At 58.3% G+C, this 26,152-nt stretch carries 21 protein-coding genes; 8 read left to right on the forward strand and 13 right to left on the reverse strand.

The genetic code is table 11. From position 1 onward, the window contains the following. The first annotated feature begins 14 nt into the window (after positions 1 to 14). The 3 genes from GE107_RS15690 to GE107_RS15700 are packed head-to-tail and all read left to right on the forward strand — an operon-like array spanning position 15 to position 1,885. Entirely contained in the window at positions 15 to 329 is a 315-nt protein-coding gene (locus tag GE107_RS15690) for a hypothetical protein (RefSeq protein WP_219640930.1), read from the forward strand. Then, the gene (locus tag GE107_RS15695) at positions 329 to 1,297 is read left to right on the forward strand and encodes an FAD:protein FMN transferase (protein WP_219640931.1); all 969 of its coding nucleotides are present in this window, start codon (positions 329 to 331) and stop codon (positions 1,295 to 1,297) included. The genes GE107_RS15690 and GE107_RS15695 overlap by 1 nt, the downstream gene beginning before the upstream one ends. Before the next feature lie 3 nt (positions 1,298 to 1,300). Continuing rightward, positions 1,301 to 1,885 (forward strand): ferric reductase-like transmembrane domain-containing protein, encoded by a 585-nt coding sequence (locus tag GE107_RS15700; protein ID WP_219640932.1) that lies wholly within the window; start codon positions 1,301 to 1,303, stop codon positions 1,883 to 1,885. A 447-nt stretch (positions 1,886 to 2,332) separates the two neighbouring features. Here the strand turns inward: GE107_RS15700 and GE107_RS15705 are convergent, their stop codons facing one another. The 6 genes from GE107_RS15705 to GE107_RS15730 all read right to left on the reverse strand — a co-directional run bounded on the left by GE107_RS15705 (position 2,333) and on the right by GE107_RS15730 (position 10,266). Continuing rightward, positions 2,333 to 3,289, reverse strand: a complete 957-nt coding sequence (locus tag GE107_RS15705; protein WP_219640933.1) for an ABC transporter ATP-binding protein — start codon at positions 3,287 to 3,289, stop codon at positions 2,333 to 2,335. Further along, positions 3,282 to 4,310, reverse strand: a complete 1,029-nt coding sequence (locus tag GE107_RS15710; RefSeq protein ID WP_219640934.1) for an ABC transporter ATP-binding protein — start codon at positions 4,308 to 4,310, stop codon at positions 3,282 to 3,284. Before GE107_RS15710 ends, GE107_RS15705 begins: the two co-directional genes overlap by 8 nt. Before the next feature lie 12 nt (positions 4,311 to 4,322). Further along, positions 4,323 to 5,237, reverse strand: a complete 915-nt coding sequence (locus GE107_RS15715; RefSeq protein WP_219640935.1) for an ABC transporter permease — start codon at positions 5,235 to 5,237, stop codon at positions 4,323 to 4,325. Positions 5,238 to 5,241: 4 nt separating this feature from the next. Beyond that, the gene (locus GE107_RS15720) at positions 5,242 to 6,171 is read right to left on the reverse strand and encodes an ABC transporter permease (protein WP_219640936.1); all 930 of its coding nucleotides are present in this window, start codon (positions 6,169 to 6,171) and stop codon (positions 5,242 to 5,244) included. Between the two features lie 119 nt (positions 6,172 to 6,290). Then, positions 6,291 to 7,991, reverse strand: a complete 1,701-nt coding sequence (locus GE107_RS15725; RefSeq protein WP_219640937.1) for a peptide ABC transporter substrate-binding protein — start codon at positions 7,989 to 7,991, stop codon at positions 6,291 to 6,293. A 769-nt stretch (positions 7,992 to 8,760) separates the two neighbouring features. Further along, positions 8,761 to 10,266 carry a DHA2 family efflux MFS transporter permease subunit gene (locus GE107_RS15730; RefSeq protein WP_219640938.1) on the reverse strand — a complete coding sequence of 502 codons (1,506 nt, stop codon included), beginning with the start codon at positions 10,264 to 10,266 and terminating at the stop codon, positions 8,761 to 8,763. A gap of 216 nt (positions 10,267 to 10,482) precedes the next feature. Between GE107_RS15730 and GE107_RS15735 the strand changes: the two genes are divergently transcribed. Next, positions 10,483 to 11,103, forward strand: coding sequence for a TetR/AcrR family transcriptional regulator (locus GE107_RS15735; protein ID WP_219640939.1), 621 nt, complete (start codon positions 10,483 to 10,485; stop codon positions 11,101 to 11,103). Between the two features lie 53 nt (positions 11,104 to 11,156). Here GE107_RS15735 and GE107_RS15740 read toward each other — a convergent pair whose 3' ends face one another. Both GE107_RS15740 and GE107_RS15745 read right to left on the reverse strand, forming a co-directional pair. Next, positions 11,157 to 11,822: a phosphatase PAP2 family protein gene (locus tag GE107_RS15740; RefSeq protein WP_219640940.1), complete on the reverse strand. Its 666-nt coding sequence runs from the start codon at positions 11,820 to 11,822 to the stop codon at positions 11,157 to 11,159. Positions 11,823 to 11,858: 36 nt separating this feature from the next. Then, on the reverse strand, positions 11,859 to 13,733 hold the full coding sequence (locus tag GE107_RS15745; protein ID WP_219640941.1) for an LTA synthase family protein: 1,875 nt from the start codon (positions 13,731 to 13,733) through the stop codon (positions 11,859 to 11,861). A gap of 196 nt (positions 13,734 to 13,929) precedes the next feature. Here GE107_RS15745 and GE107_RS15750 point away from each other — a divergent pair, with 196 nt between their 5' ends. Then, positions 13,930 to 14,226, forward strand: coding sequence for a hypothetical protein (locus tag GE107_RS15750; protein ID WP_219640942.1), 297 nt, complete (start codon positions 13,930 to 13,932; stop codon positions 14,224 to 14,226). Positions 14,227 to 14,232: 6 nt separating this feature from the next. On the opposite strand, the gene GE107_RS15755 is transcribed toward GE107_RS15750, so the two are convergent. Then, positions 14,233 to 14,799 carry a guanylate kinase gene (locus tag GE107_RS15755; protein ID WP_219640943.1) on the reverse strand — a complete coding sequence of 189 codons (567 nt, stop codon included), beginning with the start codon at positions 14,797 to 14,799 and terminating at the stop codon, positions 14,233 to 14,235. A gap of 70 nt (positions 14,800 to 14,869) precedes the next feature. Beyond that, positions 14,870 to 16,117, reverse strand: a complete 1,248-nt coding sequence (locus tag GE107_RS15760; RefSeq protein WP_219640944.1) for an NAD(P)/FAD-dependent oxidoreductase — start codon at positions 16,115 to 16,117, stop codon at positions 14,870 to 14,872. Positions 16,118 to 16,309: 192 nt separating this feature from the next. On the opposite strand from GE107_RS15760, the gene GE107_RS15765 reads away from it, so the two are divergent. Further along, positions 16,310 to 17,437 carry a permease gene (locus GE107_RS15765; RefSeq protein ID WP_219640945.1) on the forward strand — a complete coding sequence of 376 codons (1,128 nt, stop codon included), beginning with the start codon at positions 16,310 to 16,312 and terminating at the stop codon, positions 17,435 to 17,437. An 11-nt stretch (positions 17,438 to 17,448) separates the two neighbouring features. Further along, complete coding sequence (locus GE107_RS15770) at positions 17,449 to 18,441, forward strand: TIGR03943 family putative permease subunit (RefSeq protein ID WP_219640946.1); 993 nt, start codon at positions 17,449 to 17,451, stop codon at positions 18,439 to 18,441. An 821-nt stretch (positions 18,442 to 19,262) separates the two neighbouring features. Here GE107_RS15770 and GE107_RS15775 read toward each other — a convergent pair. Both GE107_RS15775 and GE107_RS15780 read right to left on the reverse strand, forming a co-directional pair. After that, complete coding sequence (locus GE107_RS15775; protein ID WP_219640947.1) at positions 19,263 to 19,598, reverse strand: metal-sensitive transcriptional regulator; 336 nt, start codon at positions 19,596 to 19,598, stop codon at positions 19,263 to 19,265. 330 nt (positions 19,599 to 19,928) lie between these two features. Next, complete coding sequence (locus GE107_RS15780) at positions 19,929 to 22,220, reverse strand: type IA DNA topoisomerase (RefSeq protein ID WP_219640948.1); 2,292 nt, start codon at positions 22,218 to 22,220, stop codon at positions 19,929 to 19,931. A 157-nt stretch (positions 22,221 to 22,377) separates the two neighbouring features. Between GE107_RS15780 and GE107_RS15785 the strand changes: the two genes are divergently transcribed. Next, a complete protein-coding gene (locus tag GE107_RS15785; RefSeq protein ID WP_219640949.1) occupies positions 22,378 to 24,432 on the forward strand; it encodes a molybdopterin-containing oxidoreductase family protein in 2,055 nt (684 codons plus the stop codon). A 128-nt stretch (positions 24,433 to 24,560) separates the two neighbouring features. Here GE107_RS15785 and GE107_RS15790 read toward each other — a convergent pair whose 3' ends face one another. Beyond that, positions 24,561 to 25,976, reverse strand: a complete 1,416-nt coding sequence (locus tag GE107_RS15790; protein WP_219640950.1) for a hypothetical protein — start codon at positions 25,974 to 25,976, stop codon at positions 24,561 to 24,563. Between the last annotated feature and the right edge of the window lie 176 nt (positions 25,977 to 26,152).

Genomic DNA, 26,152 nt, shown 5'->3' on the forward strand with positions numbered 1-26,152 from the left:
CAGGAGGTGGGCCCATGCGAGCTCCGATACGCAAATCTCTCCGAAAATGGGCGGTCGGCGTCGGATGCACGTTGTCCATTGCCTTGCTGCTGCAGAATATCAAAAACAGCGACGCTTTCCAGGGAGCGCAATCGGCTGCGACGGATTCCCCTTCCCTCGCGCAGGAAGACTCTTCTACACGGGATCCGGTCATGCAAGAGTGGCAGGACCAGAGCCAATCCAGCTCCCTGTCCGACCCGTCGGCCGGCGGCTCCCCTTCCGGCTTCGGAGACCGCATCGGCCGTTCCGATACCGGATCCGGATTCCGTTCCCGATCGGGGCAATCCTAATGGCGGCCTGCACCTTGACGATCGAGCGCTTCCGCGCGATGAACGCCGACGTCACCGTGTCGCTGGCCCTGGAGCCTTCTTCCGCCGAAGCGGCTTTCCGCGAGGTCCGAAGCTGGTTCGCCTATGCCGAAAAAGTGTTCAGCCGGTTTCGCCCGGACAGCGAACTAAGCGGCCTGAATCTGTCCGCCGGCCTTCCGGTCCGCATCTCCCGAACGATGGAAGAAGTGCTGGAACTGGCCGCGAGGTATCGGGAATTGACAAACGGCCTCTTCAACCCCTGTATCCTGCCGTTTCTGATCTCTGCCGGGTATACGGCAAGCTTCGAACGTTTGCGCGTCTCGGACATCCTCTCCGGAGGCGGCGCCCCGGCACCGTCCGTCGCCGCTTCCGTTGCGGCCGCGGGATGGAGGTTGTTTCCCCCGATTCAAACCGTACGGTTGAATCCCGGTACGCAGATCGATCTGGGCGGCATCGTGAAAGGATGGTCCGTCGATCGTGTTGCGAACTGGCTGATCGGCAAGGGAATCCCAGCCGGCCTGGTCAACGCCGGGGGTGACTTGCGGGTGTGGGGCGGCACGGACGCCCCGCGGTGGGAAATCGAAATCGAGGATCCCCGCCGGCCGGGAACGGCGCTGGGCGTCGTGGCCCTCCGGTCCGGCGCCGTCGCCACGTCCGGCGTCCTCCGGCGAAGCTGGAATACGCGCGAAGGACGAAGACACCATCTGATCGACCCGCGAACCGGCAGCCCGGCGGATTCCGACGTGCTGCAATGCACGGTGTCAGGCGTCGACGCCGCGGAGGCGGAAATCGCCGCCAAAACGGTATGCCTTCTCGGAAGCGGGGAGGGCGCGGAGTGGCTGGGGCGGGCTTGCCCCGGCAGCGACGCGTTTATTCTGCTGCGGAACGGCAGCATTCGCTTGCTGCGAAGTCCGTCCGCAGACGCCGGCCGGAAATGGAAAGGAGAATAGCCGATGGCCGACTGGCTGCTTCAGCTTCCGACCTGGATGATTGCCCGGGCGACGGGGCTGATCGCCTATTATCTGCTCTTCGCCGGCATGTTCCTCGGCATCCTGTACGGGACGCCCAAGTTGACCGGCGTCTGGAAAACCCGCTTTTACCGCTGGCACTCCCGAACCCAGAACCTGGGACTCCTTTTTATCCTGGCCCACGCCATGGTCCTCGTCATCGATCATTACAGTCCCTTCTCATGGTCCGATTTGCTCATCCCGTTCTCGCATCCGGAGCATCCAGTCGTTTACGGTATCGGTTCTCTTGCCTTCTATGGGATGCTGGTCGTCCTGCTGACCTCGGACTTCCGCCTCCTGATGAACGGCAAGCTCTGGATCGCGCTCCATCTGCTTGCCTATCCCGTTTACTTCTTGGCACTGCTCCACGGCATCTTTGCCGGCACGGATACGCAGAGCGTTCCCGTATTCGCGGGATATCTCGTCACCGCCGCTGCCCTGCTCGCCGTCACGTTCTACCGCGCTTCGGCGGAAAAACAGGCAGCCGAGTCCAGATCCGGGAGGAGTCGATACCAAACGAGACGTCTATAATTCAGTCAAAACAAGTAAAACCGCTTGTGCGATCCCGCTTTCTCAACTGTACCTGCAGCACACCTAAGGATTTCGCAGAAATAACGTCTCCGGAAGTCACTACAGCACTCGTAGTCGAGGATTTCGCAGAAATAACGTCTCCGGAAGTCACTACAGCGCTCGCAGTCGAGGAATTCACAGAAATAACGCCTGCGGAAGTCACTACAGCGCTCGCAGTCGAGGAATTCGCAGAAATAACGTCTCCGGAAGTCACTACAGCGCTCGTAGCTCCTGAAGACACCTATGATAAGTCTCAAAATCCGCTCCGCAAGACAAGCCGAACATAAACAAGAGCGCCAGAACCGTAACCCTCCCTCTCGCTTCCCCAAACCGCTATTCTGATTGATCAATAGAAACCCCATCCCGCCTTCAGCCGGCGGGATGGGGTTTCGCGTTTCCGATATCGGTTCAATACAAGTGACATGCGGTATAATGGCCGGGTTCGACTTCCTTGAATTCCGGCATCTTCTCGGCGCATTGCGCCATCGCGGCCGGGCAGCGCGTCCGGAACGGGCAGCCGCTCGGCGGATTCATCGGGCTGGGGATCTCGCCCTTCAGGAGGATCCGTTCGCGCGCTTGCTGGACCTCCGGATCCGGAATCGGTATCGCGGACAGAAGCGACTGCGTGTAAGGATGCAACGGCTTCCGGTTCAGCTTCTCCGAGGTCGCGACCTCGACGAGCTTGCCCAGGTACATGACGCCGATGCGATCGGAGATATGCTTGACCATCGCGAGGTCATGAGCAATGAACAGATACGTCAAGCCGTGTTCCTTCTGCAGCTTCTTGAACAGGTTCACGACCTGAGCCTGCACCGACACGTCGAGCGCGGAGATCGGCTCGTCCGCGATGATGAACTGCGGTTCGATGGCAAGCGCGCGGGCGATCCCGATCCGCTGCCGCTGACCGCCCGAGAATTCGTGCGGGAAGCGGTTCGCGTGTTCTTCGTTCAGGCCGACGTCGTTCAGCAGCTGGGCGACGCGGGCTTTGCGCGCTTTGCTGCCTTTGTGAAGGCCGTGGATGTCGAGCCCTTCGGCGATGATTTTGCCGACGGTCATCCGCGGATTCAGCGATGCGTACGGGTCTTGGAACACCATCTGCATTTGCTGATTGAACTTGCTCAGCTCTTTGCCGTTCAAGTTCCGGGTACTCTTGCCGCCGAAAACGACTTCCCCGTCCGTCGCCTGATACAGACCGATGATCGTGCGCCCCGCGGTCGATTTGCCGCAGCCGGACTCGCCGACGAGACCGAACGTTTCCCCTCGTTTGATGGCGAAGCTCAGGCCGTCAACGGCCTTCAGGATCCGGTTGGCGCCCAGATGAAAATGCTTTTTGAGGTTCTTGACCTCGAGAATGTTGTCAGACATGCGCGCGCCCCCCCACTTCGACCGGCCGCTCCACTTTCGGCGCGTCCGGATGATTCAGCCAGCAAGCGGCGCTGTGCGTATCGGAAGCGCGGAAATGCGCCGGATCCTTCTCCAAGCATAGCTCCATCGCGTATGGGCAGCGCGCTGCGAAGGCACATCCCTTCGGCGGCGCGAACAGGTCGGGCGGCGTGCCCGGGATCGACTTGAGCTCGGTGCTCGAGTCGCTGTCCAGCCGCGGTACCGATTGCAGCAGGCCCCACGTATACGGATGTTTGGGATCGTAGAAAATTTCGTTTAACGTTCCTTGCTCCACCACTTTGCCCGCGTACATCACGATGACGCGTTGGGCCATCTCGGCGACGACGCCGAGATCGTGGGTAATCAGGATAATCGAGGTTCCGGTCTGCTCTTGGATTTGCTTCAGCAGGTCCATGATCTGGGCTTGAATGGTCACGTCCAGCGCCGTCGTCGGTTCGTCCGCGATCAGCAGCTTCGGGTTGCAAGCGAGAGCGATGGCGATCATCACCCGTTGACGCATGCCTCCGGAGAGCTCGTGGGGATATTGCCTCAGACGTTCGACCGGATTCGACATGCCGACCATCTTGAGCAGCTCTACCGCGCGGGTACGCGCCGCCTGTTTGCTGCCCCCTTGATGCTTGCGGATGCCTTCCATGATCTGATCGCCGATCGTCATCGTCGGATTGAGGGAGGTCATCGGGTCTTGGAAAATCATCCCGATTTCGTTCCCGCGGATTTTCTCCATCTCCGATTCTTTCATTTTCGTGATCTCATGCTTCCCGTCAAACAGGATGGAGCCGCCTTTGATATAGCTCGGCGGCGTCGGTACCAGCCGCATGATCGTCTGGGAGGTTACGGATTTCCCGCAGCCCGACTCCCCGACGATGGCCAGCACTTCCCCTTTATTCAAAGTGAAAGAGACGCCGCGAACGGCCTGCACTTCACCGGCGAACATTTTGAAGGAAACCTGCAAATTGTCGACTTCCAGGATCGGCTTGCTCATTCGTCAGCCTCCTTATCTTCTCATTTTCGGATCGAGGGCGTCGCGGAGACCGTCCCCGAGCAGGTTAAAGCTAAGCAAAATCAAGCTGAACACGGCCGTAGGGAATAAAAGACGGTGCGGCTGGTAACGAAGTACGCCGGCTCCGTCGCTCAGCAGGTTGCCCAAGGAGGCAAGCGGCGGCTTGATGCCGAGGCCGATGAAGCTCAGGAACGATTCTACGAAAATCGCCGTCGGAACGACGAATGTGATTTGCACGACGACGACGCTCAGAACGTTGGGGATCAGGTGCTTGGAGATGATCCGCCACGGGCCTGCGCCGAGCGTGCGGGCAGCCAGCACGTATTCCTGTTCCTTCAAGACCAGCATCTGCCCCCGCACGAGCCGGGCCATCGTCACCCATCCGGTGATGGCGTATGCCAGAATGATCGACGTGATCCCCGAGCCGAGCACCATGATCAGAAGAATGGCGATAAGCAGGTACGGAATCGAATAGATGATTTCGATGAACCGCTGCATGAAAGAATCGACTTTGCCGCCGAAATAGGCGGAAATGCTTCCGTAAAGAACGCCGACCACCAAGTCGAGCGCGGCCGCCACGAGCCCGATGAAAAGCGAGATCCTCGTGCCCCACCACACGCGGGTCCACATGTCCCGTCCGAAATCGTCGGTGCCGAACCAGTACGTGGAATTGGGCTTCAAGTTCGTTTCCTTCAAATGCTGGGTGGCGTAATCGTGCGAGCTGAACATGGGAGCGAAAATAGCGAGCAGGGTCAGGATGACCAGGACGGTCAGGCCCAGCATCGCGAGTTTATTTTTTCTCAAGCGCCTCCAGGCGTCAACCCAATAGTTCAGGGAAGGACGCACGATGGCTTCGGCGCTTGTCGTTTTCTTGGCCGGCTGAAACTTCTCTTTGGATATGGCTTCCATCGGTTTACTTCCCCTTTCCCAGACGGATTCGCGGATCAATGAGATTGTACGCGATATCGGTCAAGAACATGGCGATGATAAGAACCGCCGCGTAGAACAAAGTCAAACCGACGATCATCGTATAGTCGTTCGAATATACCGAGAGCACGAACTGGTTGCCCAGCCCCGGAACGGAGAAAATTCTCTCGACGACCAAGGTGCCGGTAAGCACGTTAACGGCAATCGGTCCCAGAATCGTTATGACGGGAAGAATCGCATTGCGGATCATGTGTTTGCCGACGATGTTCGATTTCGAAAGGCCTTTGGATTTGGCCGTCTTGATATAGTCCTGATGCATGACCTCGAGCATGGAAGCTCTCATCATGCGCGTAAGAATCGCGATGGTGCCCAGCGACAGCGCGATCGCCGGCAGAATGCGGTGCTCCGGCCCCGTCCATAATCCGGGCGGCAGCCATTTCAACTTCACGCCTACATAATAGGACAGCAAAGGCCCGATGACGAACGACGGGATCGATACGCCGATGAGCGCGATGATCGAAGCGGTGTAGTCGCCAGCTTTGTTGTGCTTCAGCGCGGCGATCGTGCCCAAAATCAAACCGAAAACGATGGCGATGATCAAGGACCATACGCCCAGCTCGAACGACGCCGGGATCGCGGTCTTGATGACGCTGACGACCGAACGGGTCGGGAATTGGTACGATACGCCGAGATCTCCTTGAATTACGTGTCCCATATAGGTGAGATATTGCTCCCATACGGGCCTGTCCAAACCGTATTGCTTGATCAAGAGTTGCATGCTCTCCGGCGGCAGCTTCGTAATGGCATCACCGAAGGGATCTCCCGGGAGCAGCTTCATGAGGAAAAAGGTCAGCGTCACGATAATCCACAGGGTGATCACCATGTACATTAACCGGCGCAGAGTGTAACTCAGCACAAGGAAAATCCTCCCTTCTGTTTTAACATGAAAGAAGCCGCCTCCCTAGCGTGCAAGAACGGCTTCCTTCACGTATTGCTTGGCTTAAATTATAAACGATCGCGAATCATTTGACCTTATTATTCGAAGTAAGCCCATTTCAGCTCGAAGTCTTGGCCGTACGGCGGAAGGATGAGGCCCTTCAGCTTCGGATTGACGACGAACGGGGAAGAACGGAAGTACAGCGGAGCGACCGCAGCTTCGCCGATCAGGATTTTCTCGGCGTCTTGCAGCATTTGCGAGCGTTTCGCGAGATCCGTCTCGGTTTGCGCCGCAGTGACCAGCTTCGTGTACTCTTCGTTTTTCGGACCTTCCCAGTCTTGCGTGTTGAACGGACCGCCGGCCACGTACATGTCGAGCCACGTCATCGGGTCGTTGTAGTCCGCGCCCCACAGCGTGTTCACGAGCTCGTACTGTTTGGACAGTTCTTTCTCCAGACGGTTCTTGTGCGGCATCGGGTTGGCTTCGACGGTTACGCCCAGGTTCGTCTGCCATTGCTGGGTGACGAACTCCATGATCTTCTTGTTGATTTCGGTGTCGTCGCCGATAATCGTGAGCTTGCTCGGCAGCGTCGTGCCGGATTCTTTCAGGCCGTCTTCAAGCAGTTGCTTCGCTTTCGCGGCGTCGAACGGCGGAATCAGGTCGCCTACGACTTTGCGGAACTCGCCGCCGTTGCCGTCGGAGTTGCCGTTCGGCACATAACCCGTAGCGGCTACGGAACCGTTTCTCATGGCCGTGTTGACCAAGCCTTCGCGGTCGATCGCCATGGAGAACGCTTGGCGGACTTTCGCGTTGGCGAAAGCGGGAACTTTCTTCGTTTGGAAGTTCACGTAGCCGGTTACGAGCTCGCTCTTGATTCGCAGGTCCGGCTTGTCTTTATAAGCGTCCATCTGGTCGCCGCGGATGTCCGCATAGTCGGTTGCGCCCGTCTCGTACAGGTTCAGGCCGGTGTTCGTGTCTTTCACGATGTTGACCGTAACTTTATCCAGCTTCACGTTTGCGGCATCCCAGTATTTCTCGTTTTTCTCGAGAACGAGGGTTTGCTCGTGGTCCCACTTGGTGAGCTTGAACGGACCTGCGCCGATGACTTTGTCGGCGTCCGCGCCGTTTTTGTCCCCCAGCGGTTCTACGAAATCCTTCTTCTGCGGATAGAAGTTCAGGAATGCCAGCATGGAAGTGAAGAACGGTACCGGGTGGTCCAGCGTGATCTCGAGCGTTTTGTCGTCGATCGCTTTGGCGCCCAGGTTTTTCTTGGCCTCTTCGATCGCGGCGTCGCCTTCCGCTTTCATGATGGCTTCGCCGCCTTTGATCCACGCGACGACGAACGCGTAGGTCGCTTTCGTACGCGGATCCAGCGTGCGCTGGAAGGAGTAAACGAAGTCGTTGGCCGTTACCGGCGTGCCGTCGGACCAAGTGATGCCGTCGCGCAGCTTGATCGTGTAGGTCAGATGGTCCGGCGAAATCGTCGGCATGTCCGCGGCAAGCGCGGGCGTCGGTTTCATGTCTTTATCCAAGCGATACAGACCTTCGCTGATCGCGCCAAGGAACGTGAACGATGCCGCGCTTTCCGCGATCGATACGTCCAGGGCCGGCGGGTCGGCACGGTAGTTCATCACGAGTTCTTTCTTGCCGTTGCCTCCAGCGCTGGCGCTAGCGCTTGCGCCGGAGCTGGCGCTCGGGCTGCCGCTGGCGTCATCGGAGCCCTTGCTGCCGCACGCAGCGAGGGAAGCACCGATTAAGGTGACAGCCAAAGCGGAAGTGAAAATCTTCTTAAGCTTCATTCCTCAAACCCCTCCTAATATTTTCGTTCGAGTTCCGCCTGACTTCCTCCGAATGCCGGGACGATCGTCCCGGAATCCGGACCATTCCGAACGAGGATATCGAACAAAATAAATAGTACTATCATTGTTCGTGATCTGCAATCGATTCTTTTCCAAATGTTAGGTAACTTAACGCGATAAAGTGAAGGTTACTCACCCCAATATGACCGGAAGCGATTACACGAACGGAATTTTATTAGTGCAAACGTATAGCGCATTTTGCCGCATAAGCCGAAAAGCCCAGTGCATCAAGTATTTTCACGGCTTTCAGGCCCTCCGCCCCGATTCGATTAAAATATTACTGCATAAAAATACGTAAATGTAAAAAAAATAGCCAAATTTCGTTTTGAGCCTGTTCCCACCTTCCGAACGCTTACATTCGCTTGTTTTTTTAACTGAAGTGCAAGGAAATGCAAAAAGATTTGACGCAGCGGCTTTCTTACTATATAATAAGACGTCGTAGAAAGTAACCCTCAGATTTTTCCTCAAGATGGGCAATATTCCTCCATTCCCCAACACGTTCCTTAAAACAATCGGCTGCTGGAAGGAACACGAACTCACCCTGGAGCGGCCTAGGAGCCGCAAGAATGATGGAGAGGCAGGGCCATCGTTGTTTTCGTGCAAGTGACAGACGGAAAAACACGCGGTTACGCTACGCATATGCTAAGACCCCCGTCGGGCGAGAGCCTGCGGGGGTCGTCCATTATTATAGAGTAGACATCGACCGACTTCAGTGCATCATCTGGAATTCCGGGACTTGCCCGCCTTCGGACGGCTGTTGCTTCGGCCGCGACAGCAGGAAGCCGAGAATTCCGCCGACGATCGCTACGTAAACGAGAATGCTGAACGTGTAGCCGAACGCATCGGCTTGGTATGCGACAGCGGTCTCCGGAGTCGGCGGCCCCTTCTGAATGACGAGATCGTTGAAACGGGACGCGGACAGCGTCGTGAGGCCGGCGACCGCGAAGGACATGACGACCTGCTGCGTTGCGTTGGTCAGCGACGTCACGCGTCCGACCAGGTTCTGCGGAGCGGACTGCATCAGATGCGTGTTCAGCGGCATCATGAACAATCCCATGCCTGCTCCAAGCATCGCTAGCGGCAACATGATCGCCATGTCGGACGAATCCGCCGTGATGTTGGAGAGCAAGAGCGCGGCAACGGTCGTAATCGTCATGCCGGCCAGTACGAGCGGCCTTGCGCCGAATTTGTCCGACAGCTTGCCTCCGATGGGCATGAAGAAGCCGGAAGCCAGCGCTTGCGGCAGCATGAGGAGCCCCGTCTTAATGGGCGAGTATCCTTGCGCTTGCTGCAGGAACAGCGGCACGAGGAACATGGTGCCGAACATGGCCATCTGCGAAATCCACTGTACGATAATGCCTCTGCTGAAATTGCCGGAGCGGAATACGCGCAGCTCCAGAAGCGGGTTCTGGCGCCGCAGTTCGACGATAATGAACAGCACCAGGGCGACGGCTCCGCCGATCATGCCGGCGAGCGCCTCGGTCGACGTCCATTGCGATTTATGCGTCACAGGGTCGATGCTTCCGCCTTCCGTTACGCCATACACGAGAGCCGCGAAAGCGATTGGAGCGAGGATAATCCCGAGGATATCAAGCCCCGGCACCGATTGGCGCGCGATGTTCGGAAGCGATCGGATGCCGATCAAGATCCCTACGACGCCTACGGGCAGGTTCAACAGGAAGATCCATTCCCAAGTCGCCTTCTCGACCAGCCATCCGCCCAGAACGGGTCCCAGCGCCGGCGCGAGCAGGATCGGAATCCCCATCATGCCCATCACTTGGCCGACCTTATCCGGCGGAGCAAGCCGGTAAATGAACGCCATGGCGATCGGGATCACGACGCCGCCGCCCAAGCCTTGGAGAACGCGGCAAATGATCAACACTTCCACCGAATTCGAGAGCGCGCACAGACCCGATCCGATCGTGAACAGTCCGACCGAAATCAAGAAGATCTTCTTCGCTCCGAAACGGTCCGACAACCAACCCGCGAGAGGAATGACGGCCGCCTGAGCAAGCGCGTAACCCGTTACCGTCCATTGGATCAAGGACAAGTCCGTGAGCTTGAATTCTTCCATGAGCTTGGGCAGGGCGACGTTCACGGCCGTGCCGTCCAGAATGACCATGAAAATGCCGATGATGATGGCGACAAGCGGCCCGATGATTTCCCGCATGGACATGGCGCCTCCTGCGGGAGCCTGGCTTGCATTCGTTGACATGGATACCCTCCTATCCGAAGTAAGCATTCCCTCCGCGAAGCCTCTCTTATCCTAAATTGACCTCCGGGCATCGACGGCGGTAATATAGGAGCATACGGGTTCTACGGAAAGATGCAGAGACAAGCAAACGGACAATTGTCCGTTTTCATTTCGATGTTACCGGACATCTGTCCGGTTGTCAACCGGAATTTTCCATCGAAGGAGGGAAATGAGATCATGAGTGTCCGAGCGGAACGGAAAGATGCTGCAGAGCACCGAAAGTTAATCCTTCGTACCGCCGAGTCGTTGTTCGACTTGCATGGCGTCCGCGGAGTCAGCATGCATCAGATTGCCCGAACCGCCGGCATCGGCCAAGGAACGCTATATCGCAAGTATGCGCATAAAGGAGATCTCTGTCTCGACATTATTCAAGACTACACTCAAGCTTTCGTGGAAGAAGTCGGGCGGTACTTGGCCAAGAACCGGGAGAAGCCGGCGGAGGACCGGTTAGGTTGGGTATTGGACATGTGGATCGATGCGATGGAGAAGAAGTCCGAACTCATCATGACGATCCAGGCCCATCATTGCGCCGAAAGCGAAGAAAGCCGCGCGGCCAGCTTCTTTCAGTCCTCGCTTTATCTGTTCATGAGGGGAAGAATCTCGGAGCTGCTGGCCGAAATCGCAGAGAGCCGTCCAGGCCCGAATGCCGACCCGGTCCTGACCGCCCACGCGCTCATCTGCGCCATGGCGCCGGTGGGCCATTTCCACATCAAGCGGGAGCTCGGATACACCAAGGAACAAATGAAGAACCACTACCGCCGAATGTGTTACCTTCCCGTCTCGAATGCCAACGTCTAATAGGTAAAGCGGGCTGTCCACCCGGACAGCCCGCTTTGATTTCACGCACAGATTTACGCTCCGTAGGTCCGCTTCTCGCGGTGACGCTGCCGGGATTCCCGGACCTGCGTCTCGATGACCAGCATAATGGCCAGAACGAACTCGACGAGCAGGATGCCCGACAAGACATCCAACGCCACATGCTGTTTCACGAACAGCGTCGACACGATAATCAAGGACGACATGCCCGTAATCAGCGCCACGTTCCATTTGTTCCGGAAAGAGCTGGTCCACACCAGTCTCATGACCATGTAGCTGGAGAAACAGTGGATGCTGGGAAAACAGTTGAACGGTTGATCCCGGTCGTAAATATACCGCATCAGCCACGTGAACGGATCGTTGCCGACCAACACGGGACGCGGGACCGTCGTCTGGAATACCGCATAAATCACGTAACAGGTGAGCGCACATACGGTGTAAGTAACCAATCCTTTGTAATACACGCTCACGTCTTTCTTGAAGAAGTAGACCAGGCAAACGTAAATATAGAATATCCATACGGCGTAAGGAAGGGCGAAATATTTAATAAACGGAGTAGCCCGGTCGAAAGCCGTAACGAGCGAATATACGTCTTGGTTCGCCCGGTTGGTCCACTTGTACATCATGCCGAGAAACGGGAATATGAGCATGAAAGCGAGAGGCGAATATTTTCTCCAGTCGATTTTACGCAGCAACAACACTTGATCAACCCCTTTTGTCTCTATGCCGGATTCGATTTAATCCAGTTTGGGCAAGCTTTGAACATAACGGTCGGACATGTCGAGCAGCTTCAGCGCCCGTTCGTACTGTTCCCGGGTGGCCTCTTCCGGCGCCGGCGACGTTCCTCCGAAGCCGAAGAGCGTGCCATCCGCGAAGCTTTCTCCCGGAACGAATATCCCTTTATCGTTGATGAACGAACCGGAAGGCAAGTAATAGCGCTGCGGAAGCAGGTTGGACGTCTGGTTCAGCAAATCTTGGCCGAAATGAATGCGATCCTTCAAGGAGATGCCGAGCAGGTTCGCCACCGTCGGGTAAATGTCGGCCTGGCCTCCGGTCTCCGTCCGCACCTGGGCGCCCGCGATTCCGGGAACCGACAGGATCAGCGGAATGTTCATCATCTCGGTGGACCGGTATTCGTGTCCGATCAATTCTTTCATGAGCTCGCGCTCGCGCTCGCTCAGAGAATAAATCGGAAGCCCCATATGGTCTCCGTAGATGACGATCACGCTGTTGTCCCACAATCCGTCCTGCTTCAGCTTCGCGAAGAATTGACCCAGCGCGTAGTCCGCGTAATTCTGCGCCTCAAGGTAATCGCCGACCAGCGTGCCTTCGAACCGGTCCGGGAGCTTGAAACGGATTTTGCGTTCCGGAATGTTAAACGGGTGATGGCCGGACATCGAAATGAGCTGCGCGTAGAAGGGCTTGCCCCCGGCGCTCATTTCGCTCAGCTTGCCGGCGGTCTTCGCGTAGAGCAGCTCATCGGAGGACCCGAAGAACACCATGTCGTCATCGCCGAAAAACGTTTTGTCATAATAGCGGCCGAACCCCAATGCCCGGTATAACGCCTTCCGGTTCCAGAACTTCACGTCGTTCGTATGGAAAGTAGCGGTGTCGTACCCGTTCGCCGCGAGCACTCTCGGCATGCTCGGAAGCAACCGGTCGCCGAAGTCCTGGGACGCGGCGCCGTGCTGCGGCACGTAGAGCGACGTATTGACGACGAACTCGGCATCCGCCGTATTTCCCTGCCCGACCATCTGGTAGAAGCGGGGGAAATAGATCGAGCTGCCCAGCAGCCCGTTCAGGTTCGGCGTGACTTCCACGCCGTCGATCTTCGTACCCAGCAGGAAGTTCTGGAACGCTTCCAACTGGATGACGATCAGATTTTTGCCCTTGGCTATGCCTTGATACTGGGGAGCCGCGGGTTCGACGATGCCTTTGAGGGAAGCGATCGCGGGCGGAGTCACGTCGTTCGGCGGCTCGGGCTCCTCGACCATGGCCGCGAAGGCGTCTTTCGCGCCGGTCGCGATCTCCACCGTCTGATACGGAATAATTCCCATATTCTCCGATTTCTTCAATTCGTTCATGCTCTCACGGCTTTGCCAAACGTTGGCCAGGCAGATCGTCAGCGAGAGAATGAACAAGCTGAGCACGATGCGCCTGGGCTCCCGGCGGGCCAGCCGCATGCGCCATTGCCGGAATCTCCTGCTCACCGCCAGGAGAAGGAGAAACACCACGATATCGGTATAGATCAGAAGGAAATACGGATGCAGCAGGGACATGACGCTGCCCTGCACTTCCGTTACCTGTCCCACCTGTTGAAGCGCGTGGTAAGTGACCACAACCCCGAAATATTTGTAGTACATGATCACCGCGAAATACACGCAGGTCATGATCAGATTCGCAACGAGATAAGCGCCGAATTTGCGTCTCGGGGCCAGCCATTCGACCAGGCAGAAGACGACCCATACGGCCGGCAGCTCCGTGATCAGCGGCAGCCAGATCGATCCGTCCGAGAACAACACGGCTTTCGTCAAGTAGATCTTGAGCAGCATGATGAGGGAAAAGAATACGAACGGCTTGGCGAACCAACGGGCCCCGTAGTGCTTCCACATGGCCGTTCCCCCTTTTTCGTCTCTCAGGCCGTTTATCTCTTTTGTAAATCGGCCCTATCTATTATAAAGGAAGAGCGTGCCGTATGAAAGCAGAACCGCCTGGATGCGCGGCTAAAGGTTGGTTAAAGCCGGGCTGAAGGTTGGCTTGAGCGGGGGTCACGACATATAATGAAGCAATACGAAAGGAAGTGTCGGCATGAGCATTAAATACACGAGAGACTACGACAAAATATTGGACGACTTGTCGCGCGCGATCTCGACGATCCCCCGGTTTTACCAGACGTTCGAAATGGATGACGGAGACTGGACCGATCTCGACGAGAACGAAAAAGCCGTCTGCCTCCGAACGTTGGCCGACGACGTCTTCTACGTGCTCGGATCCGACCCTTCCGCGCCCGTGGGACCGGGACTTGCCGAATACGACCGCGCCCACGGGGTCATCAAGGTGACAGCGGGTCCCCAGCTCGTTCATGTCGTTTCGCTGCGGGAATAGTCGAGTTTATTCGATGTTTCCTTTCTTTAGAACGCCGAGCTCGTGAACGATCCGGGCGACCGTGCTGTCCAGGTCGACATTTTCGACAACGAGCTCGCATTTCTTGCGGTAGGTCACCTCGTCGGTGTAGTGGCCGAGATACGCTTCAATCACGTCGTATTTCGAACCCTTGCTTTCCAATCTCTCGCGAACCGTCTGCTTGTCCACGTATATGAACACTCGAACCACCCGGTCGCCATACAATCGCTTGACGGCTTCCGCTCCTTCCCGGTTGAGAACCAAGCTGACTCCTTTGCCGGAGCCGAGCGCATCATCCATCTCGCGTTTAAGCACCCCGTAACGGTTCCGGTCGATTTCCGCCGTTTGGATGAACCCGCCTTCTTCCGCCCACTTGTCAAACTGTTGGACGCTTACGTAATGATAGTCCGAATCGGGTTGATTCGGATTGCGGGGTGGCCTCGTGGTCGCGGACACAACCTGCCGGTAACCCAATGCTCGCGAGACCAGGCGAGCGATGGTTTTGCGTCCCGCCCCGCTCGTTCCCGTGAATACGATAATGTCGCAGCCGTTCATGCGCCGCACCCCCTTGTCCGTATCTATCTTATATATCGGCATACGGGAGAAAAAAGCAGATAGCTCCCTTTCAGGGTATGCGGTTTGCCGAGGAGAGAAGACGGTCGATTTCCCGCTCTACGTCCGCCGGGTCGTTCATGTAGTTATACGTTCCGAGCAAGGTGGCTGTCGCTTCCGGATCGGCTCCCAGCAACCGGTAAACGGCGGTTTTCTCCGGAAAGAACGCCCGGCCCCCGGCAATCCGGCAAGCTTGCCGGAATCGGGACATCAGTTTCTTCTCCATGGCGGACTGGTACACACGTCCGATCAACTCCCCGTTCGGCCCCCAAATCTTCGGGTCGTAATCCGCAAGGATCGCCGCGAGCAGTCTCGAGCCGTACAAGGCGTCGTGGATCCCCTGACCGAGCCGGGGGTCCTTGAAGGTCATGGCGTCTCCGACGAGCGCCCATCCTTTCCCCATCCCTTGGTACCAGAAGTTCTCGAAGCCGTGCAATCCCCGAATCCGATCCTCGAACACCGCTTTGGCGAGCCGCCGGGGCAATGCCGTATCGCCGAACTCTTCCGAGATGAATGCCCGGAATGCGGTTTCCGCATGGGCGGAAAAACGGGGGCTCCAGGACGAGCTCTCCAGCGGATACGTCACCCCGATGACATGCCGCCCGCCTCCGGCCGGATAGACAGCCGCCGTTCTGTCCCGCCGCTGATAGAATTCGGAGCGCGGCTCCCCTTCCTCGGCATAGCCGGAGACGTAAGCGACGCAGAAGGCGCCATTCGAAGGCTGCGAAGCTTTCCGAGCGCATCCGGCCATTTCGCGCACCCGGGAACGCCTTCCGTCCGCTCCGACGACCATATGCGCGGTAAAGCTGACCGCTCGGCCATCCAGGTTCTGTCCGACGACTCCCGCCACCGTGCCGTTCTCCCGAACCAGCCCCATCACCTTGAAGCCCTCGAGCACGGTTACGCCGGCCTGGGCTTTGGCATGGTCAAGCAACGTACGATCGAGGATCAGTCGGCGGACGCACAGACAGGAAGACGCTTCCGCTCCCCCCGGGATAACGCCCTCGATTTCCGCTCCGTCAATATTCAGACGAGCCCGACTATACAAGGGCGAGCCCGACTCCAGAAGCCGGTCCAGCACGCCCATTTCCTTCAGCATCGCAAGGGAATTCCCGTACAGATTCGGAATGCAGAGCGTGTCGCTCGGAAACAGATTTTCGTCCAGCAGCAGCACCTCGAACCCCTCTTGAGCCATTTCATAGGCCAAGGTTGAGCCGGCAACCCGCGCTCCCACTACGATGACGTCGTACTCGGACTTCATTTTCAGAAGACGCACCTTCCAACCGTATCTTATCTATCCTTTTCCAATCGTAACTTGCGCTTCCATCCTATGACCAGTTACAAACGTCACAACTTCGGTCATAAGCGGAGCCTCGGAGAAATAACTTGTCTATATCGCGTTCCAGGCGAATATCGTATACTAAACGTAAACATTTCGATTAGGAGGTGGATCATGCCTCAATCGGTCTACCGTTGGACGCTGAACCTGCTGACCGCAGGATGCCTGATCTTCCTGTATCTGATCTTCACCAATCGCGACCTTTCGTCCCTTGTCACTTGGTTCACGTTCCGGCCGGAGCAGTGGCAGGGCGTGAAGACCTTGTTCGTCAGTCTCTTCCTGGAAGCCTTGCCCTTCATCCTGCTCGGGGTGCTCGTCTCCTCGGCTTTGCACTTGTTCGTGTCGGACAACGCCCTGCGCCGGCTCATCCCGGCTCACCCGGTTCCCGGCGTGCTGCTCGCCTGCCTGCTCGGCATCCTGCTGCCGGTGTGCGAGTGCGGGATGATCCCGATCGTCCGCGGGCTGATCCGCAAAGGCATGCCGGCCTATCTCGGCATCACCTACATCCTTGCCGCCCCCATCCTCAACCCGGTCACGTACGCGGCCACGTACCTGGCTTTCCGGACGCAGCCGGAAATGGCGTATTACCGGATGGGACTGGCCTTCGTCTGTGCGGCAGCCATCGGCTGGATCCTGTATGCGTTCGCGAAGCGGAACCCGCTGAGGACGGAGCCTCGCGGCCATCGCGGTCGCGATCATGGCCACGGTCACGATCACGGTAGCCGCGATCATGGCCACGGTCACGATCACGGTAGCCGCGATCATGGTCACCATCACGATCACGGTCATGGACACGTACATACCCACGGCCACCATCACGACCATCGCCGCAAAGGGAATCCCGTTCTTCAAACGTTCACCCACGCGTCGGACGAATTTTTCGAAATGGGCAAATACTTGGTGCTCGGGGCGTTCCTGACCGCGGTCATCCAGACGTTCGTCAGTCGGCAGGACCTCCTCTCTCTGGGAGGCGGCCCGATCGGCTCGCACCTGCTGATGATGGGGTTCGCTTATGTCATCTCGCTGTGCTCGACTTCCGACGCCTTCATCGCCGCTTCGTTCTCGGGCACCTTCCCGAAAGGCGCGATGCTTACGTTCATGGTCTTCGGCCCGATGCTCGACTTCAAAAACACGCTGATGATGCTGGCCACGTTCCGCACCCGGTTCGTCGTCCGGCTGTCGCTGCTCATCGCCGTCGTCGTGCTCGCCGCGTCCCTGCTGTTCGAAACGCTCGTGCTCTAAAAGGAGGGCCTATGGAAACTCATTCCCACCGCAGCCTTATGGCGCATCATTTCATCCGAGCCCTGATCCTGGGCGGCTTCGCTTTCTACATCATCCGGCTCGTCCGGCTGGACACGCTCACGCTCTATATCGCTCCGCGCATGACGATCTACGTCAAGCTGGCCGCCATGGGCCTGTATTTGGTTGCCGCCGTTCAGCTCTACCAAGCGTTCCGCGCATGGCAAGGCCAGAAGGACGCGGCGGCATGTGACTGCGAGCATCCGCCTTCCGAATCCTTTTGGCGCAGCGCCGCGGTGTACACCTTGTTCGCCGTTCCGCTGCTTGTCGGATTCATCACGCCGGACACCACGATCGGAAGCGCGATGGCCGGCAAGAAGGGCATGAACCTCTCCGCCGCGTCGGCGGTGAAACCGACGAACGGAGTTGTACCCGCTCCCGCTGCTTCCCCGTCGAAGGCACCCCCGGTTGAGCCTTCCGCGGAGCCGAACGGCGGCGAATCATCCGCGGGCAAGCCGGCGGACAACCTGGACGCGTTGTTCCCATCGGACCAATTCTCGGAGGCTTACGCGAATTACGGCAAACGGATTTACCGCCAGCCGGCGATCGAAGTCACGGAGAAGAGTTTTATGGAAATCCTCACTACGCTCGACATGTTCCTCGACAACTTCGTCGGCAAGAAGCTGACGATCAGCGGGTTCGTGTACCGGGATGAAACAATCGCCAAGGACCGCTTCGTGCTCGGGCGGTTCGCGGTCCAATGCTGCACCGCGGACGCGCTCCCATACGGGATCATGGTTTCAAGCGGGAATCTGAACGCCAATGCGTATCCCAACGACACGTGGCTTCGGATTACCGGCACGCTGGAGAAGACCGATTACAACGGCAACCAGATCATGGGACTCAAGCTGGAGAAAGCGGAGAAGATCAAGCCGGCGTCCGATCCATACGTGTATCCGGATCTGGATTTCGGTTTGGAGGATACGCAGGGCGGGGGCGGCGGATAAGGCGGTTCGTTGGACGGTTTCGGCATAGGCGGAACAATATATGGAAAAAGCTCCCCGGTCGGGGAGCTTTGACGTTAGGAAGCCCGTTTTTCGGGGCTTGAGTATTTGATTTTGCTTTTTTTGACTTTGCAGATGTGAATCGCAGGTAGAGGACCGCGATAAGCCGGTCTCACCGACTTAAACTTCGCCAACCACGGCTCACCGAACACTTTAAGCCTGTCTCATCGACTTAAACTCCGTCACCTGCGACTCGCCGAACACTTTAAGCCTGTCTCGCAAGCTTAACTCCGACAACCGCGGCTCTCCGAACACTTTAAGCTAGTCCCGCAGGCTTAAACTCCGACAACTGCAGCTCACCGAACACTTTAAGCCTGTCTCGCAAGCTTAACTCCGACAACCGCGGCTCTCCGAACACTTTTAAGCCTGTCTCGCAAGCTTAACTCCGACAACCGCGGCTCTCCGAACACTTTAAGCCTGTCTCACAGGCTTAACTCCGACAACCGCAGCTCGCCGAACACTTTAAGCCGATCTCACCGACTTAAACTCCGACAACCGCCGCTCACCAGACACTTTAAGCCTGTCTCGCAGGCTTAAACTCCTACAACCACGGCTCTCCGAACACTTTAAGCCTGTCTCGCAGGCTTAAACTCCAACAAACGCAGCTCACCGAACACTTTAAGCCTGTCTCGCAAGCTTATCTCCGACAACCGCAGCTCATCGAACACCTTAAGCCTGTCTCACAGGCTTAACTCCGACAACCGCAGCTCTTCGAACACGTTAAGCGAGTCCCGCAGGTTTAAACCGTGGACGGTCTCTCCCTCTTATTTCATCAATTTGTTGACCGTAACCAGCAATTCGTCAATGACTTCATGTTCGCCCGCCTGAATCCGTTCGATCACGCAGCTTCTCATGTGCCCCTCAAGAAGGAGCTTGCCGACTCCATTCAGCGCGGATTGCACGGAGGCGATCTGATTGAGGATATCGTCGCAATACGTGTCTTTCTCGATCATGCCCTTCACGCCGCGGATCTGGCCTTCGATCCGGTTCAGACGGCTGATGAGATTGGCCTTCACCTGGTCCGAGTGATGGCTCTTGCGAGCGGAACCGCCGCCTTCGGCGCCGTGGTCGTCATGGCAGGACGGTGCGGTTTGTTCCATCGATGATCACCTCTTGTTGACCATCATATTATACCCCTGCGGGGTATGTCAATCCACTGATTTGACGATTCACTTTTGAGATTCCCCTTCTTGCTAGTCACTCCTGCTTACCGGCAGCAGGAACGCTTCAACTAGCGCTGTTAGGGCGAATCCCCCTCAAATATCCAAGCCTCGGGATAATCCCCTCGACCCGCACGATGAATATCGTTAACCCCCATACCATGCAAAATGTTGCTTACCTATTAGAGAATACTTCATCCGTCTAAAGCGGTTACTTTTGTTGCCTTCAGACATGACGTGCTCTCTTCCGCGGCACGCCCTTCTCCTCACCTACGCGCGATCGAGCCGCAGCTCCCCGGTTCCGGGGTCGGCCAGAACGAGACGCGCTTCGAATTCGCCGCCTTCATCCTTCAGCTTCAGCTTGGACGTCTTGCCTTTCTCGACGAGGCTGCGGACCATCGCGTCGGTGAGCGTTCTGCCGAAGCTGTCTTTCCAAATCACGAACTTGCAGCCGGTCTTGTACTCGCTGCAGCCATATCCTTTGCGGCCCATGAAAATATGGCCGCCGCATCCCGGACGCGGACAGCGGGCAACGGTGCCGGCCGGGGCGTCAGGCGACGACGACGCCTGCGCGGGCAGCTGCTTCTTCTCCGCGGGGGCGGTCGTCCTCTTCGCTCGGGTTGCTGTCGCCGCCTTGCCTCTGCCTCTTGCGCCGACCGGCTTCTCGTCCGCTGCGAACGCCGTTTTCGCCGCCTGCTGTTGGCCGCGCACGCGCTCGACGATCTGCACGGCGAACTTCTTTACATTCTCCATGAACTTCTCCGCCGACGCTTGTCCGCGGGAAATTTCCGTCAGCCGCCGCTCCCAATGTCCCGTCATCTCGGGGGAAGCGAGCAGCTCCACGCCGGCCCCGCGGATGAGCTCGATCGCCGTACGCCCTTTCCGCGTGATCGTCAGCTTCTTCCCTTGCATGTCGATGTAGCCTACTTGCTTCAGCCGCTCGATCGTGGCCGCCCGGGTGGCCGGCGTGCCGAGGCCGGAATCCTTCATCGCGTCGCGCAGCTCCTCGTCCTCGATCTGCTTGCCCGCGCTTTCCATCGCCTTCAGCAGCGTGCCTTCCGTATAATGCTTGGGAGGTTGGGTCTCCTTGGCCTTCACTTCGGCATCCGCACAAGCGACCGGCAGATCGGGATTCAGCACGAACGGCGTTTCGATCTCCTCGGTCTCGTCCTCCCGCTCCGGTCCCGAACCTCCGTCGTCTTTGTCCCCTTTTTTGCCGCGGCCCTTTCCTTTTGCGTTTCCGCCATCTCCATCCGCCGCTTGTCCCGCGTATACGACTTTCCAGCCGTCGGACAGCTTCTCTTTGATCGTCGTTTTGAACCGTTCCTCCGCGGCGACCGTCATAACGGTGTGTACTTTATATTCCGCAGCGGGATAGTAGTGCGACAGGAACCGGCGGACGATCAGGTCGTACAGCTTGCGTTCCTCGGGACTCAGCGCTCCCGGCTTCTTGAACGTCGGCATGATCGCATGGTGATCCTCGACCTTCGAAGGGTTGCACACGTTCCGGTTGCCCGTATGGACCAGGTTCCGGTTCGCTCCCTGAACGAGGGCGTCGTACTCGGACCCCCGAAGCGAGCCGAGCACGCGGTGCATTTCCGGGATGTTCTGCTCCGTCACGTAGTTCGAATTGGTACGGGGATACGAAATGACCTTATGCTTCTCGTAAAGCGACTGCGCGATGTCGAGCGTCTTCTTGGCGGAGAAGCCGAACTTGCCGTTCGCGTCCCGCTGCAGCAGCGTTAGGTCGTAAAGCTTCCACGGGTATTCCTTCGTATCCTTGATCTCGTAGGACTCGACCTTCGCGGAAACACCCTTCACCTTGGCGGCCAGCCGCTCCGCGCGTTCGGGATCGGTGATCCGTTCTCCCTGCCACATCCCCCGATACGAGGTGGATTCCTGGCCGAAAAATCCGTACACCTCATAATATTTCTGGGAGTCGAACGACTCGATTTGCAGTTGACGGTCATAGATCAGCGCCAGAACCGGGGTCTGCACCCGTCCGACAGACAGCAGCTCCCCGTGCTTCGTCGTGAAAGCCCGCGAGCCGTTCATTCCGATCAGCCAGTCGGCTTCGCTTCGGGAACGGGCGGCAACGGTCAAATTCAGGTATTCCGCATCGTCCTTGAGCTGCTCGAACCCTTTGCGGATCGTCTCGGGCGTGAGGTCGGAAATCCAGAGCCGCTTGACGGGATGGTTCAGGCGGAGGTACCGCTTGATCAAGGAGAAAATATGCTGCCCTTCGCGCCCGGCGTCGCACGCGTTCACGAGCTCTCCGCAGCGGGCGGCCAGTTCCTTGATGACGCCGAGCTGGTCCTTCGTCCGCGGATTGGGCAGCAGCCGGAAATCTTCCGGAATGATGGGGAGATCCTGCAGGCGCCATTTTTTGTATTTCTCGTCGTAGTGGTCCGGCTCGGCCAAGCCGATGAGATGGCCGATCGCCCACGTGATGACGTAACGCTCCCCTTCGAGGTGGGTCCGTTTGTTCACCGCTTTGGGTTCGATCACGGCGGCGATATTGCGTCCCATATCCGGTTTTTCGGCGATGACGAGCGTTTTCAAAGGTTTCTTCCACTCCGATAGAAGATGCATATTTTACAGCCGTATGGTACTTTGAATATTATACTACATTGAAGGTTAACGGCGTTGAGCCGTGTTGTATCGCCGTTATTCATGGTAATAAACATATAATCATGCGCTGAAATAAGGAGTGGAGAACATGCCGCAAACGGCCCAGAGAACCGTCAGATCCGTGTGCCCTCTCGACTGTCCGGATACATGCAGCTTGAAAGTCACGCTGGAAGGAGACCGGATCGTCGCCGTCGATGGGGACCCGGACCATCCGGTTACCCAAGGAGCGATTTGCAACAAGGTGCGGAACATGCCGGGCCGCGTGCATCATCCCGAGCGGCTGACGTATCCGATGCGGAGGATTGCCCCCAAAGGAACTTCCGGGATTGAGGCGTTCGAGCGGATCACTTGGGAGGAGGCGTACGAGGACATCGTCCGGCGGATGAACGCGGCGATCGAGGAATGCGGGCCGGAGGCCGTCATGCCCTACAGCTTCTATGGCAACATGGGCTATCTGAACGCCGAGGGCATGGACCGGCGGTTCTTCCACCGCCTGGGCGCCACGCAGCTCGACCGGACGATCTGCAGCGTGGCGGGCGGCGTCGGCTACAAATATACGATGGGAGCGGGAGCGGGGATCGACCCGGAGGATACGGTCCACTCCAAGCTGATTCTCGTATGGGGCTGCAACCTCGTCTCCACGAATATGCACCAGGTCATGTACGCTACGGAAGCCCGCAAGCGGGGCGCCAAAATCATCCACATCGACGTTCACCGCAACCGCACGTCAACTTGGGCGGACGAATTCATTGCCGTGCGGCCGGGAACCGACGCCGCTTTGGCGCTGGGCATGATGCATGTCCTCATCCGGGACGGTTTGACGGACGAGCGGTTCTTGGAGGATCGGACGGTCGGTTACGAGGAACTGGCGGCACAAGCGGCGCTATATCCGCCGGAGCGGGTCGAGGAAATCACGGGGGTGCCCGCTGACGTCGTGGTCCGGTTGGCGCGGGAATACGGGACGGTATCTCCCGCTTATATTCGGATCGGCAACGGCCTGCAGCATCACGACAACGGAGGGATGGCGGTCCGCACGATCGCATGCCTGCCCGCGCTGACCGGCCAATGGAACGTCAAGGGCGGCGGCGCGATCAAGAGTAACGGCCACTATACGGGTATGAACGAGAACCGGCTGATGCGGCCGGATCTGCTCGCCAACCGTTCGACCCGCGTCGTGAACATGAATCAGCTCGGCGACGCATTGCTGCAGCTGCAGGACCCGCCGGTGAAGTTCCTGTTCGTCTACAGCTGCAATCCCGCCATCGTGACGCCGGATTCCAACCGGGTGCGCGAAGGTTTGATGAGAGAAGATTTGTTCACCGTCGTTCACGACCTTTTCCTGACCGATACGTGCCGCTACGCGGATCTCGTTCTCCCGGCGACAAGCCATTTCGAGAACCTGGACTTATTCACCTCTTACTGGCACCTCTATGTCCAGCTGCATGAACCGATCCTCGAGCCGATGGGCGAATGCAAGTCGAACTTCACGTTGTTCAAGGAGCTCGGGCTGCGGATGGGGTTCGAGCCGGACGTATTCGGGATCACGGAGGAGCAGATGATCCGGGAAGCGCTCGACAATCCGGACAATCCGTATTTGGAAGGAATCACGTTCGAGAAGCTGCGGGAGCGCGGGTGGATGAAGGCTGGGCTGAAAGGCTTGTCGTTGTTCGAGCATCGCATCCCGACCCCGTCCGGCAAAATCGAGCTGTTCTCGGAGCGGATGCGTCTCGCCGGACTGCCTCCGGTTCCCGAATACTCGCCGGTCGGCGGGGATGAGGAGGAATTGCCGTTCTTGTTGGTGGCGGGGCCGAACCACAGCTTCCTCAACTCGACGTTCGCCAACCAGGAGAAGCTGAAGAAGCTGGAGAAGCAGCCGACGCTGCACATGCACCGGGATGACGCCGCGGCTCTGGGTCTCTCGTCGGGCGACCGGGTCCGCGTGCGCAACGGGCGCGGCGAAGTCGTCATTACCTTGGATGCGGCGGAAAACGTGCTGCCGGGCGTCTTGGTGACGCAAGGCTTGTGGTGGGAAGACGGCTACGGGGGCGAGCAGTCGATCAACGCGCTGACGCCCCAGCGCCTCGCGGACATGGGCGGAGGAGCAACGTTCTTCTCGGCGCGGGTGGAGGTTCTGCCTGCTTAGGCAGCGGGTTCGGCGGGGTGTTCCGACAACCTTTATTGCCTGGTCAGTCGACCGGAAACGCGCTCTGGACCTGCAACGGCTTACAAAGCCCCCGCCTTGTCTTCAAGATGGGGGCAGGTTCATCTTGCCTACAGCAAGAACATTGCCACGACCGTCGTCACCGCGAGCCCGATCAGCACCGGCTTCAGATTCCGCCGCGCCAGCTCGAACGGGCTGACGCCGCAGATCGCCGCGGCCGGGATGAGCGCCCACGGGATCAGCGTGCCTCCGCCCACCCAGATCGCAGCCACTTGGCCGAGGGCGGTCAGCGTGTCGTTGCCGCCGACGGAGACCGAGAACATGTGCGCGATCGATCCGACGAGCGAGATTCCGGAGAACCCAGATCCGTCCAGCCCCGTGATCGCCCCGGTAGCCGTCAGCGTCACCGCCGCCACCGCCCCGTTCACGGGGACGTGGTTCGCGAGCGCGACGCCGAGGTCGTTCACGATGCCGTGGGAGCCTTGGAGCGCCTGCTCGCCGAACAGCGCGGTGAAGGCGGAGTCGCCGAGGTAGAAGAATGCGGCGATCGGAATGACGGGACCGAACACGCGGAATCCGAATTGGAACCCCTCGATCAAATAGGACGTCGTCTCCTCTAGCCCCCGGTTCCGATGGGCCAGCAGCGTAACGCCGATAAGGATCAGCACGGCCGTTCCGCCGATCAAGGCGGTCGCGTCTCCGCCCTGCAGACGGAAGGCGAGCATGACCGCGACGTCCGCCGCGAACAGCAGCGCGATGATGACGGCAACGAAACCCTTGAGTTCCCTCGGCAGCATGGCCCCGGAACGTACAACCCCGCTCAAACTCTCAGCCGGAAGTGCTCCGACTGCCCCCCTCCCGACCAGTCCGTCGCGCCAGGTGCCGCGTTTCCGATCGCGGCTCATCATCCAGAACGCGGCAACCGTCGTCACGACGCCCATGACGGCGACGAGCGGAACGCTCGCCTCCATCACCTGCGATACCGGCAGTCCCGCCGCGTCGGCGGTCAATTTGGGCGCCCCTTGGATGACGTAATCCCCGGAGAGCGCGATCCCGTGGCCGAACAGGTTCATCGCCATCGCCGCTCCGAGCGCCGGCAGCCCGACCCGCACCGCCACCGGCAGCAGGACCGCGCCGATGAGCGCGACGCCCGGCGACGGCCAGAAAAACAGCGACGTCACCAGCATGATGAGGCCGATTCCCCAGTAAGCCTGCGCCGGCGTCCGAAGAAACCGCGTCAGCGGCTTCACCATCGTTTCGTTGATGCCTGTAATGATAAGAACCCGGCTCATGGCCACGATGATCGAGATGATGAAGATCGTGCCGAGCAGCTCTTTGGTCGCGTAGATAAAGCTGTTGAAAATGCCGGATACCGCGCCGTTCAACGTTTCGGTGGCGATCCACCCCAGCGTGAAAATGCCGGCTACGCAAATCAGGGTCGTATCCCTGCGTTTCACCAGTACCGCCAGAATAAAGACGATAAAAGCCAGATAAACCCAGTGCAGCGCCGTCAGCTGTATGCTCACCGGGAATCACTCTCCAACCATGCAGTGTAGGTGCTACATGGTATGCGGTTTCGCCGCTAGGCGTTCGCACAGGGCCAAGCTTCCTGGCTCCAAGCGGCAGCCCGCTTCGTTAGACGGCTTAGAGCCATTTCCTGCATCGGTATGATATATTTGAGTCAAAGTCAGGAAGGAAAGGA

Origin of the sequence: Cohnella sp. CFH 77786, from assembly GCF_019400745.1 — a bacterium.
Classification (GTDB): Bacteria; Bacillota; Bacilli; order Paenibacillales; family Paenibacillaceae; genus Cohnella.